The 14,384-nt window shown below is 69.5% G+C and carries 15 protein-coding genes and 1 tRNA gene; 7 read left to right on the top strand and 9 right to left on the bottom strand.

Features of this window, described 5'->3' with window-relative positions:
• The 3 genes from CCN56_RS12345 to CCN56_RS12335 all read left to right on the top strand — a co-directional run.
• A partial coding sequence (locus tag CCN56_RS12345; protein WP_143664505.1) for a DUF3418 domain-containing protein occupies positions 1–1,190 on the top strand: 1,190 nt, incomplete at its 5' end.
• Positions 1,191–1,288: 98 nt separating this feature from the next.
• Positions 1,289–1,362, top strand: a tRNA-Asp gene (locus tag CCN56_RS12340).
• 126 nt (positions 1,363–1,488) lie between these two features.
• A complete protein-coding gene (locus CCN56_RS12335; RefSeq protein ID WP_086826426.1) occupies positions 1,489–1,716 on the top strand; it encodes a DUF6274 family protein in 228 nt (75 codons plus the stop codon).
• A 341-nt stretch (positions 1,717–2,057) separates the two neighbouring features.
• Here the strand turns inward: CCN56_RS12335 and bldC are convergent, their stop codons facing one another.
• Both bldC and CCN56_RS12325 read right to left on the bottom strand, forming a co-directional pair.
• Positions 2,058–2,264 (bottom strand): developmental transcriptional regulator BldC, encoded by a 207-nt coding sequence (gene bldC / locus CCN56_RS12330; protein ID WP_003949541.1) that lies wholly within the window; start codon positions 2,262–2,264, stop codon positions 2,058–2,060.
• Positions 2,265–2,798: 534 nt separating this feature from the next.
• Complete coding sequence (locus CCN56_RS12325; RefSeq protein ID WP_086826424.1) at positions 2,799–3,650, bottom strand: hypothetical protein; 852 nt, start codon at positions 3,648–3,650, stop codon at positions 2,799–2,801.
• Positions 3,651–3,806: 156 nt separating this feature from the next.
• On the opposite strand from CCN56_RS12325, the gene CCN56_RS12320 reads away from it, so the two are divergent.
• Together CCN56_RS12320 and CCN56_RS12315 are read left to right on the top strand one after the other, a co-directional pair.
• Complete coding sequence (locus tag CCN56_RS12320) at positions 3,807–4,898, top strand: Glu/Leu/Phe/Val dehydrogenase (RefSeq protein ID WP_179199817.1); 1,092 nt, start codon at positions 3,807–3,809, stop codon at positions 4,896–4,898.
• 301 nt (positions 4,899–5,199) lie between these two features.
• Positions 5,200–5,454 (top strand): DUF3073 domain-containing protein, encoded by a 255-nt coding sequence (locus CCN56_RS12315; protein WP_041130340.1) that lies wholly within the window; start codon positions 5,200–5,202, stop codon positions 5,452–5,454.
• A 137-nt stretch (positions 5,455–5,591) separates the two neighbouring features.
• Here CCN56_RS12315 and purM read toward each other — a convergent pair whose 3' ends face one another.
• From purM to CCN56_RS12295, 4 genes are all read right to left on the bottom strand, one after another.
• On the bottom strand, positions 5,592–6,659 hold the full coding sequence (purM, locus tag CCN56_RS12310; protein ID WP_086826421.1) for a phosphoribosylformylglycinamidine cyclo-ligase: 1,068 nt from the start codon (positions 6,657–6,659) through the stop codon (positions 5,592–5,594).
• Positions 6,660–6,733: 74 nt separating this feature from the next.
• Positions 6,734–8,260 (bottom strand): amidophosphoribosyltransferase, encoded by a 1,527-nt coding sequence (gene purF / locus CCN56_RS12305; protein WP_086826420.1) that lies wholly within the window; start codon positions 8,258–8,260, stop codon positions 6,734–6,736.
• Positions 8,261–8,476: 216 nt separating this feature from the next.
• The gene (locus CCN56_RS12300) at positions 8,477–9,289 is read right to left on the bottom strand and encodes an META domain-containing protein (protein ID WP_086826418.1); all 813 of its coding nucleotides are present in this window, start codon (positions 9,287–9,289) and stop codon (positions 8,477–8,479) included.
• 39 nt (positions 9,290–9,328) lie between these two features.
• Complete coding sequence (locus CCN56_RS12295; protein WP_086826416.1) at positions 9,329–10,120, bottom strand: maleylpyruvate isomerase family mycothiol-dependent enzyme; 792 nt, start codon at positions 10,118–10,120, stop codon at positions 9,329–9,331.
• A 66-nt stretch (positions 10,121–10,186) separates the two neighbouring features.
• On the opposite strand from CCN56_RS12295, the gene CCN56_RS12290 reads away from it, so the two are divergent.
• Positions 10,187–10,597, top strand: a complete 411-nt coding sequence (locus CCN56_RS12290) for a nuclear transport factor 2 family protein (protein WP_086826414.1) — start codon at positions 10,187–10,189, stop codon at positions 10,595–10,597.
• Between the two features lie 56 nt (positions 10,598–10,653).
• On the opposite strand, the gene purL is transcribed toward CCN56_RS12290, so the two are convergent.
• Genes purL through purS form a run of 3 tightly spaced genes read right to left on the bottom strand, consistent with a single transcriptional unit; the run spans position 10,654 to position 13,825 of the window.
• On the bottom strand, positions 10,654–12,903 hold the full coding sequence (purL, locus tag CCN56_RS12285; protein ID WP_086826412.1) for a phosphoribosylformylglycinamidine synthase subunit PurL: 2,250 nt from the start codon (positions 12,901–12,903) through the stop codon (positions 10,654–10,656).
• Entirely contained in the window at positions 12,903–13,583 is a 681-nt protein-coding gene (gene purQ / locus CCN56_RS12280; protein ID WP_086826410.1) for a phosphoribosylformylglycinamidine synthase subunit PurQ, read from the bottom strand. Before purQ ends, purL begins: the two co-directional genes overlap by 1 nt.
• Positions 13,580–13,825, bottom strand: coding sequence for a phosphoribosylformylglycinamidine synthase subunit PurS (gene purS / locus CCN56_RS12275; RefSeq protein ID WP_015035032.1), 246 nt, complete (start codon positions 13,823–13,825; stop codon positions 13,580–13,582). Before purS ends, purQ begins: the two co-directional genes overlap by 4 nt.
• A 366-nt stretch (positions 13,826–14,191) precedes the next feature.
• Between purS and CCN56_RS12270 the strand changes: the two genes are divergently transcribed.
• Positions 14,192–14,384: Lsr2 family protein (locus CCN56_RS12270; RefSeq protein ID WP_143664504.1), on the top strand; the 193-nt coding region annotated here is incomplete at its 3' end.

Below are 14,384 nucleotides of genomic sequence, written 5' to 3'. Positions count from 1 at the left end.
GCCACTACGTCCCGGCGCCGAACTTCGCGACCCGCTTCCTGGACTCCGTGGTCCCCGTCCAGGAGCCGCTGACGGGCGCGCTCGCCCGGGAGCTCCAGCGGATGGTCGGCGTCCCGGTGACGGCGGAGGACTTCGACTGGGCGAAGGTCCCCGAGCACCTCAAGGTGACCTTCCGGATCGTCGACGAGCGGCGCCGGAAGCTGGCCGAGGACAAGGACCTGGAGACGCTGCGCCTGAAGCTGCGCCCCAAGGCCCGTCAGGCGCTCTCCAAGGCCGCCGCGGCGGCCACGGGCGGCCCGGACGGCTCCGGGCCCTCCCTGGAGCGCACGGGCCTCAAGGACTGGACGATCGGGACGCTCACGAAGGTCTTCGAGACCAAGCGCGGTGGGCAGCCGGTCAAGGCGTACCCGGCGCTGGTCGACGAGGGCGACAGCGTGGCCGTGCGGCTCTTCGACTCGGAGGCCGAGCAGGCGCAGGCGATGTGGCGGGGTACCCGGAAGCTGATCATGCTGAACATCCCGGTGAACCCGGCGAAGTTCGCCTCGGACAAGCTGACCAACCAGCAGAAGCTGGCCCTGTCGTCGAACCCGCACGGCTCGATCCAGGCCCTCTTCGACGACTGTGCCACCGCCGCGGCCGACAAGCTGATCGCGGACCACGGCGGCCCGGCCTGGGACGAGGAGTCCTTCCGGAAGCTGTACGACAAGGTCCGCGCGGACCTCGTCGACACGACGGTGCGGACGGTGGGCCAGGTCCAGCAGATCCTGGCGGCCTGGCAGGCGTGCGAGCGCCGGCTGAAGTCGACGAACAGCCTGGCCCTGATCAACAACCTGACCGACGTGAAGGCGCAGCTCGCCTGGCTGATGCCGGCCGGCTTCGTCACCCGTACGGGCCTGAAGCGGCTCCCGGACCTGATGCGCTACCTGGTGGCGGTGGACCGGCGGCTCCAGCAGATGCCGACCGGGGTCCAGCGGGACACCACCCGGATGGAGAAGGTCCAGGAGATGCAGGACGAGTACGCCTGGCTCCTGGAGCAGCTCCCGAAGGGGCGTCCGGTGCCGTCCGAGGTCACCGACATCCGCTGGATGATCGAGGAGCTGCGGGTGAGCTACTTCGCGCACGCGCTGGGCACGGCGTACCCGATCTCGGACAAGCGGATCGTGAAGGCGATCGACGCGGCGGCCCCGTAGAGATCCGTAAGCGGGACCTCGCCCATCGCGAGTTCGACCAGACCCCCTGACCTGCTGTACAGTCTTGTTCGCAGCCGCTTACGAGGGGCTGCAAGCAAGGCTCTGTGGAGCAGTTGGTTAGCTCGCCACCCTGTCAAGGTGGAGGTCGCGGGTTCAAGTCCCGTCAGAGTCGCTTTTCACGAAGGCCCGCATCGCGAGATGCGGGCCTTCGTTGTGTTCCCGTGTCTTGACGGGGCCGCGCGCCCGCCGGTACCCCGGACTTCAGGGAATCGGGGGCCCACACCGGAGGTGGTCGCGCATGGCCGCGGCGTCCGCAGCACGGCATGACACACGAGCACTGCTGCGCGCCCATCTGGCGGCCGCGTCGCGGTACGGACACCTCACCCGCCAGTGCGCGGTCTGCCATCGCCTCCTGCGGCTCGCCATGGAGCTCCCCGAGCCGGAAGGGCCGACGGAGGCGGAGGCCGCGGAGGCGGCGACGGAGAGCGCGGAGAGCAGTGAGGACGAAAGTCCCACCGACCCATGACCAACGGCGGGTTGGGGGCGCTCCGCGAAGTGGGAGGCTGTTCCTTGGCAAGACTTCGCCGATGTGACGGGTGTCACTGAAACCGTTTCAGGAACGACCACACTTACACCCTCCCTACACCGCCCCGATTTAATATGTGCAATTGCACCACTCCGGAGAGAGTGTGGCGCCGGGCACAAAAAAGATCGCGCTGGACCCGGCGGAGTCCAGCGCGATCGTTGACGAAGACCTGTTGGGGCAGGAGTCCGTCGGCAGTACTAGGGGTGGGCGACCGGATTGGGGGATCCGGACGGGCCCGGTGTTACGGGGTGTTGCAGGGTTCTGCAGGGTTCTGCGCGACCTCAGGCCTCGCTGCGCTGCTGCGGAATGCCCGCCAGCAGAGCGCGAACCTCGGCCTCGCGGTACCGGCGGTGCCCACCCAGGGTGCGGATGGACGTGAGCTTGCCCGCCTTTGCCCAACGGGTCACCGTCTTCGGGTCCACGCGGAACATCGTGGCAACCTCGGCAGGGGTCAGCAGCGGCTCGGCATCAGGGGTGCGAGCGGTCATGAGCGGCCTCCTCGGGAGAACCGAACCAATCTCGGTTCTTTCCTCTAAATTCTGCACCTTGACCCGCCTTGCCCGAAATGGCAGAAGCGGGTCGAGTCGGTTATAGGACGAACGGCTTGTCCTCGGCACTACAACTACACCATCCGTCCAGCCGCGTCGGCCAAACCGATGGAATTGCCCTCGCAGGTGTTCATCAGCGGCGGAAGTCGACTGACCATGCCATAACGGACAGTCACACCGCTGTGACGATCAGTCACAGAGCGATCAGGAGTCCTCAGACCCCCCATAGAGTGCAATGCTGAGCGTTCCGCCCGAACTTGGGCGGAAGGAACCCTCCCCGGACTCCTTGTCCTATTTTGGCACGAGGGTGGGCGATCGACGCAAGGGTGCGTTACGTGCTGTCCGTCACGCTTGAGCCAAAGGCCCGGATCGGGACCAACGTCCCTGCACGGTGTCACCCGGTCGCCTGAAGATCATTTACACCCGCCTGACATGTCTTGTCGATACCGACCTGACGAATCTGTCCGACTGATGTCAGTTCGCGAACCGCAGGTCCCTGACCGCCCGCCAGCGTTCCGCGAGACGTCCGTACACCTCGCTCGCCGCCTCGCCGTCCCCGGCCTTCAGCGCGGCGATCCCCTCCGCCAGTCGGGCCGCCGAGCGGTCCTCCGCCAGCCACCGGGCCGGCAGCGCGTGCACGAGGCCCCCGAAGTCCAACTCCACGAGCGCCCGCGGGTGGAACTCCTCCAGCCAGCGCCCCACCTCGATCAGACCCTCCGTCATCGGACCGTCGTCGATCGACTCCCGCAGCGCCTTCAGTGCCCGCGCGAGCCGCCGCCGCGCCTGCGCCATCGTCGTCCGGTAGCGGAGCACCGGCGCCCGGCCCGCCGCACGGTCCCCCGGCTCGTACTCCCTGTCCTCGTCCCCGAAGAGCGCGAACCAGCGCAGCGGCACCTGCCACACCCCGGTACGGATCCACGGCCGGGCGTCCGGGTTCCGCAGCAGCCACCGCTCGTAGTCGCCGGCCACCTGTTGGCGCACCACCGGCGGCAGCATCGCGTCGAGCACCGGCGCCGGGTACGGACCGGCCGCCAGCTCCTCCATGGCCAGCCAGCCCCGCAGCCGGGTCCGCCACGGGCAGATCACCACCACCCCGTCCAGGTGCGCGACGAAGGCCTCCCCGCTCTCGTGGACCGGCACCGGCACCGGGGGCATCGGCAGCAGGTCCGCGAGCGAGCGCCGCAGCTCCTCCTGCGCCCCCGGGGTGCGCGGCCGGCGGGCGTACCGGGCCCAGTGGGACCGCTCCGGCTCGGGGAACGCGGCCAGCGGCTCGTACACCCGCAGATAGGACGCGTAGGGAACGGGGACCGTGGGAGCGACCGACATGTCGCAAATCCTTCCACGGAGGTACTCCGCGAGGGGGTGATCCTCAGCACTGCGACCGATCTACGCCCAGGTAGGACTTACCCTCTTGCCGAACCGGTCCTCCCCCACCCGTAGAGAGGGCCGCAAACCGCCGCTTCGTACTTGGGAGTCACCACCGTGACCGATGTGACCGGCGTTCCTGCTGACGTCCTGAGCACCCTGTTCCACTCGGAGCAGGGTGGCCACGAGCAAGTCGTGCTCTGCCAGGACCGCGCCACCGGCCTCAAGGCCGTCATCGCCATCCACAACACCGCCCTGGGCCCGGCCCTCGGCGGCACCCGCTTCTACCCGTACGCCACCGAGGCCGAGGCGATCGCCGACGCGCTCAACCTGTCGCGCGGCATGTCGTACAAGAACGCCATGGCCGGACTCGACCTGGGCGGCGGCAAGGCCGTCATCATCGGTGACCCGGAGAAGATCAAGAGCGAGGAGCTCCTCCTCGCCTACGGCCGCTTCGTGGCCTCCCTCGGCGGCCGGTACGTCACGGCCTGCGACGTCGGCACCTACGTCGCCGACATGGACGTCGTCGCCCGCACCAACCAGTGGACCACCGGTCGCTCCCCCGAGAACGGCGGCGCCGGCGACTCCTCCGTCCTCACCGCCTTCGGCGTCTTCCAGGGCATGCGCGCCGCCGCGCAGACCCTGTGGGGCGACCCGACGCTGCGCGGCCGCAAGGTCGGCGTCGCGGGCGTCGGCAAGGTCGGCCACTACCTCGTCGAGCACCTCCTGGAGGACGGCGCCGAGGTCGTGATCACCGATGTGCGCGAGGAGTCGGTGCGCCGGATCACCGACAAGCACCCGCAGGTCACCGTCGTCGCCGACACCGACGCCCTGATCCGCGTCGAGGGCCTCGACGTCTACGCCCCCTGCGCGCTGGGCGGCGCCCTCAACGACGAGACCGTCCCGGTCCTCACCGCGAAGATCGTCTGCGGCGCGGCCAACAACCAGCTGGCGCACCCGGGCGTCGAGAAGGACCTGGAGGCGCGCGGCATCCTCTACGCGCCCGACTACGTGGTCAACGCCGGTGGCGTGATCCAGGTCGCCGACGAGCTGCACGGCTTCGACTTCGACCGCTGCAAGGCCAAGGCGACGAAGATCTTCGACACCACCCTGGAGATCTTCGCACGTGCGAAGTCCGACGGCATTCCGCCGGCCGCCGCGGCCGACCGGATCGCCGAGCAGCGCATGGCGGACGCCCGCCGCGGCTGATCCGCGCAGGGGTCCGGCCCGCCGCCGGGGCGACCGAGCGAGGTCCACGGAGAGACTTCGCTCACGCCCATCGGCGGGTCGGCCCTCAAGAAGAGGTTAAAATCGCGATTGACCAGCGAGGAAAGGGCACCTCGAAGGTTCTGTACCGGGGTATGTGATGCGCGCGGCGTACCGTAGACCCGCGGAAACAGGTACCGTTGAAGCCCTACGGACCGGTCTCTCTACCGAGAGTCCGTTCCGAATCATGAACGCGTGTCAAGACTCTGGGGCCGACGAGCCCCGTCACCGAGGGGGTCGAGCCATGGGGCGCGGCCGGGCAAAGGCCAAGCAGACCAAGGTCGCCCGCCAGCTGAAGTACAGCAGCGGCGGGACAGACCTGACGCGTCTGGCCAATGAGCTGGGCGCTTCGACTTCGAGCCAGCCGCCGAATGGCGAGCCGTTCGAAGACGACGACGAGGAAGACGACCCGTACGCCCAGTACGCGGATCTCTACAACACGGACGACGAGGACGAGGACGACGAGTCCGGTCCCTCTGCGTCCCCGCGTCGCGCTTGACCTTCTGAATCACCGAAACCCGGACCGGGGTCACCCGGCCGGGTTTCTGTGCTGTCCGCGCACAGGAGCCCCTGGGCGCGCGGATACGCCGACGGGGCGCCCCTCAGGAGCGCCCCGCCTCGCACTTCTCGTGACTATTACTTCGCGTAGTCGCCCACCAGCTCGGCGCCGCTCGTGTGCGCCCCGCGCTCGGTGATCTCGCCCGCGACCCAGGCCTCGACCCCGCGGTCCTCCAGGGTCGCCAGGGCCACGTCCACGGACTCGGCCGGCACGACGGCCATCATGCCGACGCCCATGTTCAGGGTCTTCTCCAGCTCCAGGCGCTCCACCTGACCGGCCTTGCCGACCAGGTCGAAGATCGCGCCCGGCGTCCAGGTCGAACGGTCGACCGTGGCGTGCAGCCCGTCCGGGATCACCCGGGCCAGGTTGGCGGCGAGGCCGCCGCCCGTGATGTGGCTGAAGGCGTGGACGTCCGTGGTCCGGGTGAGGGCCAGGCAGTCGAGCGAGTAGATCTTCGTGGGCTCCAGGAGCTCCTCGCCGAGCGTCCGGCCGAGCTCCTCGACCTGCTGGTCGAGGGTCATGCCGGCACGGTCGAAGACCACGTGCCGGACGAGCGAGTACCCGTTGGAGTGAAGGCCCGAGGAGGCCATGGCGATGACCGCGTCCCCCGTACGGATGCGGTCGGCGCCGAGCAGCCGGTCGTACTCCACGACGCCCGTGCCCGCGCCGGCGACGTCGAAGTCGTCCGGGCCGAGGAGGCCCGGGTGCTCCGCCGTCTCGCCGCCGACCAGAGCGCAGCCGGCGAGGACGCAGCCCTCGGCGATGCCCTTGACGATGGCGGCGACCCGCTCGGGGTGGACCTTGCCGACGCAGATGTAGTCGGTCATGAAGAGCGGCTCGGCGCCGCAGACGACGATGTCGTCCATGACCATCGCGACCAGGTCGTGGCCGATCGTGTCGTACACGCCCATCTGGCGGGCGATGTCGACCTTCGTGCCGACGCCGTCGGTCGCCGAGGCGAGCAGCGGACGCTCGTAGCGCTTGAGGGCGGAGGCGTCGAAGAGGCCGGCGAAACCGCCGAGGCCGCCGAGGACCTCGGGGCGCTGCGTCTTCTTCACCCACTCCTTCATGAGCTCGACGGCGCGGTCGCCCGCTTCGATGTCGACGCCCGCGGACGCGTAGCTGGCACCGGTGGTCTGAGACATGGGTTCAGAGCTTTCGTGTCGTCGTACTGCTCGTACCGCCCGCGCCGCGGGTCGCGGCGCGGGCAGCGGGGGTCTTACGGGCGACGGAGGGCGTCGGAGGCCGCGGTGGCGGCCGGTCCTGCGGCCAGCTCGGTCTCCAGGAGCTGCTTGCCGAGCAGCTCGGGGTCCGGGAGCTCCATCGGGTACTCGCCGTCGAAGCAGGCACGGCAGAGGTTCGGCTTCTGGATCGTGGTCGCCTCGATCATCCCCTCCAGGGAGATGTACGAGAGCGAGTCCGCGCCCAGCGACTTGCCGATCTCGTCGACCGACATCCCGTTGGCGATCAGCTCCGCGCGGGTCGCGAAGTCGATGCCGAAGAAGCAGGGCCACTTGACCGGCGGCGAGGAGATCCGGATGTGGACCTCGGCCGCACCGGCCTCGCGGAGCATCCGGACCAGGGCGCGCTGGGTGTTGCCGCGGACGATCGAGTCGTCGACGACCACGAGCTTCTTCCCCTTGATGACTTCCTTGAGGGGGTTCAGCTTCAGCCGGATGCCCAGCTGGCGGATGGTCTGGGAGGGCTGGATGAAGGTGCGCCCGACGTAGGCGTTCTTCACCAGGCCCGCGCCGAAGGGGATGCCCGAGGCCTCGGCGTAGCCGATGGCGGCCGGGGTGCCGGACTCCGGCGTCGCTATCACCAGGTCGGCCTCGACCGGCGCCTCCTTGGCGAGGCGGCGGCCCATCTCCACGCGGGAGAGGTACACGTTCCGGCCGGCGATGTCCGTGTCGGGACGGGCCAGGTACACGTACTCGAAGACACAGCCCTTGGGCTTCGCTTCCGCGAATCGCGAGGTGCGGATGCCGTTCTCGTCGATCGCGATCATCTCGCCCGGCTCGACCTCGCGGACGAAGCTGGCGCCGCAGATGTCGAGGGCGGCGGACTCGGAGGCGACCACCCAGCCGCGCTCCAGACGGCCGAGGACCAGCGGGCGGATGCCCTGCGGGTCACGGGCCGCGTAGAGCGTGTGCTCGTCCATGAAGACGAGGGAGAAGGCGCCCCGGACGTCGGGGAGGACCTTCGCGGCCGCCTGCTCGATGGTGAGCGGCGTGCCGTCCTCGTCCACCTGGCCCGCGAGGAGCGCGGTGACCAGGTCGGTGTCGTTGGTGGCGGCGACCCTGTTGGTGCGGCCCTCCTTCTTCGGGAGGTCGGCGACCATCTCGGCGAGCTGCGCCGTGTTCACCAGGTTGCCGTTGTGGCCGAGCGCGATCGAGCCGTGGGCGGTTGCCCGGAACGTCGGCTGCGCGTTCTCCCACACAGAAGCACCAGTGGTCGAGTAGCGGGCGTGACCGACCGCGATATGACCCTGGAGGGAACCGAGAGAAGTCTCGTCGAAGACCTGGGAGACAAGTCCCATGTCCTTGAAGACGAGGATCTGGGAGCCGTTGCTTACCGCGATTCCCGCGGATTCCTGACCCCGATGCTGGAGGGCGTAGAGCCCGAAGTACGTGAGCTTTGCGACCTCTTCACCCGGAGCCCAGACACCGAAGACGCCACAAGCGTCCTGGGGGCCTTTCTCACCGGGGAGCAGATCGTGATTGAGTCGACCGTCTCCGCGTGGCACGTTTCCGAGTGTAGACGGGCTCGACCACTGGTCCGAATTGGCGAAATGCCGAGGTGCCCGCACTCGTGCGATCGCACCAAATGATCGATTCCCGCTTGAAGGGGCCCACGAAGCAGGCGGGGTAAGGGATTCCGACCCCCGGGCCCCGTCGAGCGGACGCTCGTACCAGGCCCGGGGCGGTCCCGCGATGTGACGGACGCCGCAGTCGGCGGCCGCTCAGCGGGCGGTCGCGGCCGCCGTGAGGCCCTCGTGGGAGGCGTCGGTGAGCGTCAGGGTTCGGTGGTTCAGCCGATAGGTGAGCGGGCCGTCGAGGAGCTCGTACAGCCTCGTCTCCAGGTTCATCTGCGGGCCGGTGCAGATCATCCGGGTCGTCGCCGCCGGGCCCTCGACGGTGAGGGTCCTGGCCTTCTCGTCGAGGCGGGCGGTCGCGGAGAAGTTGTTGCAGCCGAGGTTGCCGGTGATCCGGCCGTCAGCACCGATGACGAACCGGGCCTTGTCCCCGCTGCCGGCGGGCAGGGAGGAGGCCGTGTCGCCCGAGACCAGCCCGTCGATCTTCCAGGTGGTGCCGCGCAGGGGGACGGCCGGCTCGGCGGTCAGCTCCAGGACGTTCTGGCCGTCGGGCGAGGTCAGCCGCAGGTCCTCGCCCTTGAGGGTCCCCTTCAGCGGGCCGGAGAAGGCCTTCAGGAACTCCGGCTCGAAGCCGGCCCGGTCGCCGGAGCAGGCCATCGTGGTGACCTCGTGCCGGGTGACGGTGAGGGTGTCCCCCTGCACGGCGAAGGAGGCGCCGAAGGCGTTGCAGCCGCCGCTCCCCTGGGCCCGGCCGTCCTCCTCGAAGTCGACGCGGGCGCCGTCGGGCGCGGTGGACCTGCGGCCGTCGACCGTGACGGAGTCGACCGTCCAGTGCGTGCCGGCGACCGGCAGGTCCGGGGAGACGGTGTCCGCGCCGCCGGACCCGGCGCCTCCCTCAGTACCGCAGGCGGTGAGCAGCAGGAGGGGGACCAGGACGGCGAGTGCGCGTGGCTTCGGCATGTCGGTGGGACGGAAGGAGCCGCCGTACGGTTCCTGCCGCTAGCCCATGAGGGGCAGCAGGTCCCTCAGGTCCGCCCGCTCGCCGCTCGCGCTGACGTGCGCCTCGTCCAGTTCCGCCGCCCACTCCGTACGGCCCGTGGCGAGCCTGATCCAGGTCAGCGGGTCCGTCTCCACCACGTTCGGCGGGGTGCCCCGGGTGTGCCGGGGGCCCTCCACGCACTGCACCACCGCGAACGGCGGGATCCGCACCTCGACCGCGCCGCCGGGCGCCTTCACGGCGAGCGCGTCGGCGAGCAGTCGGGTGCAGGCGGCGAGCGCCTGCCGGTCGAAGGGGATGTCGAGACCGGCGGCCCGGTTCAAGTCGTCGGTGTGGACGACGAGTTCGACGGTACGGGTGACGAGGAAGTCCCCCAGGCGCATCGGTCCGATCCACAGGTCGAGCACGTGGTCGTCGCCGTACCTGTCCAGCGCCTCCGTGAGCCGGGCGCCGGCCCGCTCGTACAGCTCGGGGACGGGCGCCCCCGTGAGCGTCTCGCGCGCCGCGTCGGAGATCTTCCCGGCCAGCGCGACCGTGGTGAAGGGCCAGTCGTGCGGAAGGAGCTTCCCCTCGGCCGCGGGCGGCCGGTCGAGGCCGCGGGCCAGCGAGTCGGCGATCCACGCGACGTGCCCGGCGAGATCGGCGACCGTCCACTCCCCCAGGTGCGTGGGACGGGCCGACTGGTCCGGCGTGAGCCCGCGTACGGCATCGGTGACGTGCCCGAACTGGGCCAGGACGGCGGCCCGGGTCTTCGCGGAGTCGTACCTGCGGGGGCGCTTCTTGGCGGGTGGCATGGCCCGAGGCTAGCCCCGAGACTGGAAGGAACGGAGCCAATCGCAGCGAAAGCAGGCGACGGGACCATGACCCATCACGAGCACCCCGATGCCGCCCTGGTGCGCCGGGGCTACGAAGCGTTCAGCAAGGGCGACATGGAGACCATGGCCTCCCTGTTGACCAGCGACTGCACCTACCACTCGCCCGGCAGCACCCGGTTCGGCGGGCACTTCAAGGGCCGCGACAACGTCCTCGCCCACTTCCGGGACCTCTCCGAGTACACCGGCGGCACCCTGCGCACCGAACTCGAGGGCGTCTTCCCTGACGGGCGGGGCCATGTCATCGCGACCCACAAGTGGTACGCCGAGCACGGCGACCGGGGGATCGAGATGCGGGGCGGCCTCTTCTTCACCCTCATCGGAGGGAAGGCCTCCGACATCGACGAATGCGTCGAGGACATCGAGGAGGCCGACGCCTTCATGTCGCTGGACGACTGACGGCAGCGCGGAGCCCCCGCCCTTCCCGGAAGGACGGGGGCTCACACCGGGAAACGTCAGGCCAGCAGGCCCGGAATCGTCGCCTCGTGCGCGGCGCGCAGCTCCTCCAGGGAGAGGCTGAACTCGCCCTGCACGTCCACCGCGTCACCGTCGACGACACCGATCCGGGTCGCCGGCAGACCCCGCGCACCGCACATGTCGGTGAAGCGGAGCTCCTCACTGCGCGGGACGGCGACGACCGCACGGCCGGCCGACTCGCTGAAGAGGAACGTGAAGGCGTCCAGGCCCTCCGGGACGACCAGGCGCGCGCCGTTCCCGCCGCGCAGGCAGGACTCGACGACCGCCTGCACGAGACCGCCGTCGGACAGGTCGTGCGCCGCGTCGATCATGCCGTCGCGGGAGGCCGAGATGAGGATCTCGCCGAGCAGCTTCTCCCGGTCGAGGTCCACGGCCGGCGGCATGCCGCCGAGGTGCTGGTGGATCACCTCGGACCAGGCCGAGCCGCCGAACTCCTCCTTGGTGTCGCCGAGCAGGTAGAGGAGCTGGCCCTCTTCCGCGAAGGCGATCGGGGTGCGGCGGTTGACGTCGTCGATCACACCGAGGACGGCCACGACGGGCGTCGGGTGGATCGCGGTCTCGCCCGTCTGGTTGTAGAGCGAGACGTTGCCACCGGTGACCGGGGTGCCCAGCTGGAAGCAGCCGTCCGCGAGACCACGGGTGGCCTCGGCGAACTGCCACATCACGGCCGGGTCCTCGGGCGAACCGAAGTTCAGGCAGTCCGAGATCGCCAGCGGCTTCGCACCGGAGGCGGCGACGTTGCGGTACGCCTCCGCCAGCGCGAGCTGCGCACCCGTGTACGGGTCGAGCTTGGCGTACCGGCCGTTGCCGTCGGTCGCCATGGCCACGCCGAGGTTGGTCTCCTCGTCGATGCGGACCATGCCCGCGTCCTCGGGCTGCGCCAGGACCGTGTTGCCCTGCACGAACCGGTCGTACTGGTCCGTGATCCAGGACTTCGAGGCCTGGTTCGGGGAGGAGACGAGCTTGAGGACCTGGTCCTTCAGCTCGGCGCCGTTCTGCGGCCGGGGCAGCTTGCCGGCGTCGTCGGCCTGGAGCGCGTCCTGCCAGTCCGGGCGCGCGAACGGCCGGTGGTAGGTCGGGCCCTCGTGGGCGACGGAACGCGGCGGCACGTCGACGATCTGCTCGCCGTGCCAGAAGATCTCCAGGCGCTCGCCCTCGGTCACCTCACCGATGACGACGGCGATGACGTCCCACTTCTCGCAGATCTCCAGGAAGCGGTCGACGTGCTGCGGCTCGACGATCGCGCACATGCGCTCCTGCGACTCGCTCATGAGGATCTCCTCGGGCGAGAGCGTCGCATCGCGCAGGTGGACCTTCTCCAGGTCGACCCGCATGCCGCCGGAACCGGCGGAGGCCAGCTCGGACGTGGCGCAGGAGAGCCCGGCGCCGCCGAGGTCCTGGATGCCCGCGACGAGCTTCTCCTGGAAGATCTCCAGGGTGCACTCGATGAGGAGCTTCTCCTGGAACGGGTCGCCGACCTGGACGGCGGGGCGCTTGGCCGGCTTGGTGTCGTCGAAGGTCTCGGACGCGAGGACCGAGACGCCGCCGATGCCGTCGCCGCCCGTGCGGGCGCCGTACAGGATGACCTTGTTGCCGGGGCCCGAGGCCTTGGCGAGGTGGATGTCCTCGTGCTTCATCACGCCGATGCAGCCGGCGTTGACCAGCGGGTTGCCCTGGTAGCAGGAGTCGAAGACGACCTCGCCGCCGATGTTCGGCAGGCCCAGGCAGTTGCCGTAGCCGCCGATGCCGGCGACGACACCGGGCAGCACGCGCTTGGTGTCGGGGTGGTCGGCCGCGCCGAAGCGCAGCGGGTCGACGACCGCGACCGGGCGGGCGCCCATGGCGAGGATGTCGCGGACGATGCCGCCGACGCCGGTGGCCGCGCCCTGGTAGGGCTCGATGTACGAGGGGTGGTTGTGCGACTCGACCTTGAAGGTGACCGCGTACCCCTGGCCGACGTCGACGACGCCCGCGTTCTCGCCGATGCCGACGAGCATGGCGTCGTTGACGGGGGTCTTCTCGCCGAACTGCTTCAGGTGGACCTTGCTGCTCTTGTAGGAGCAGTGCTCGGACCACATGACGGAGTACATGGCGAGCTCGGCGCCGGTGGGACGGCGGCCGAGGATCTCGCGGATGCGCGCGTACTCGTCCTCCTTGAGGCCGAGCTCCTTCCAGGGCTGCTCGCTGTCCGGCGTCTCGCTCGCGTGCTTGACGGTGTCGAGGCTCATCAGGCGTTGACCAGCTTCTTGAGGATCGAGGTGAAGAAACCGAGGCCGTCCGTCTTGCCGGTGCCGATCAGCGGCTCGACGGCGTGCTCCGGGTGCGGCATGAGGCCGACCACGTTGCCCGCGGCGTTGGTGATGCCCGCGATGTCGCGCAGCGAGCCGTTGGGGTTCACGTCCAGGTAGCGGAAGGCCACCCGCCCCTCGGCCTCCAGCTCGTCGAGCGTGCGCTCGTCGGCGACGTACCGGCCGTCCATGTTCTTGAGCGGGACCTCGATCTCCTGGCCCTCGGAGTAGTCCGAGGTCCAGGCGGTCTCCGCGTTCTCCACCCGCAGCTTCTGGTCGCGGCAGATGAAGTGGAGGTGGTTGTTGCGCAGCATCGCGCCCGGCAGCAGATGGGCCTCGGTGAGGATCTGGAAGCCGTTGCAGATGCCGAGGACGGGCATGCCCGCCTTCGCCTGCTCGATGATCGTCTCCATCACCGGCGAGAAGCGGGAGATGGCTCCGGCCCGCAGGTAGTCGCCGTAGGAGAAGCCGCCGGCCAGGACCACGGCGTCGACCTGCTTGAGGTCCTTGTCGCGGTGCCAGAGCGAGACGGGCTCGGCGCCCGCGAGGCGGGCGGCACGCAGCGCGTCCTGGTCGTCGAGCGTTCCGGGGAACGTGACGACGCCGATGCGTGCGGTCACGACTCCACCTTCACGACGAAGTCTTCGATCACGGTGTTGGCAAGGAAGGTTTCGGCCATCTCATGGATGCGGGCGAGGGCGGCGTCGTCGACCGGTCCCTCCACCTCCAGCTCGAAGCGCTTCCCCTGACGGACGTCGGCGATTCCGGCGAATCCCAGGCGAGGCAGTGCACGCTGCACCGCCTGCCCCTGAGGGTCGAGAATCTCCGGCTTGAGCATGACGTCGACTACGACGCGTGCCACTGGCACTCCCGGTGGTGTGTTGCGTGGGCGGTTCCCTCAGCGTACCTGCCTCCAAATTCTACGCGGGTAGAGATCTGAAGGATCCTACAAAAGGCCGGTTCGGAGCGGTGTGCGTCACACGGACAACCTCCACGCGCCGAACGCACACTCCCGCCCAAAATTCGAGTGAAATATTGCGGGCCGCATTGCACCGGGACACGCTGAAACAATTGGCGGGGCTTCCCCATACGACGCCTACCGCTGTACAAAGGAATCCAGAAGAAAGCAGCATTGTCCCGGCACAGCCGTACGGTCGGCATCGTCGCACGTCAGGGGCGCCACAAGCGCTCTCCCGGCCTCGGCGGCCGCAGGAAAGGACCGATATCCGTGGCTCAGCGTGTGGTGGTCACTCTCTCCGACGACATCGAAGGCGGAGAAGCTGCTGAAACGGTTGCGTTCGGCCTCGACGGGAAGATGTACGAGATCGACCTGAATGCTGCCAATGCAAAGAAACTCCGCAAGGCCCTCGCGCCCTACCTCGCCGCCGGACGCAAGATCCCCGTCCGGCGGCGAGGTAGGG

The organism is Streptomyces sp. NRRL B-24572, assembly GCF_002156145.1.
Classification (GTDB): domain Bacteria; phylum Actinomycetota; class Actinomycetes; order Streptomycetales; family Streptomycetaceae; genus Streptomyces; species Streptomyces vietnamensis.
This window is presented reverse-complemented; position numbering and strand designations above follow the sequence as displayed.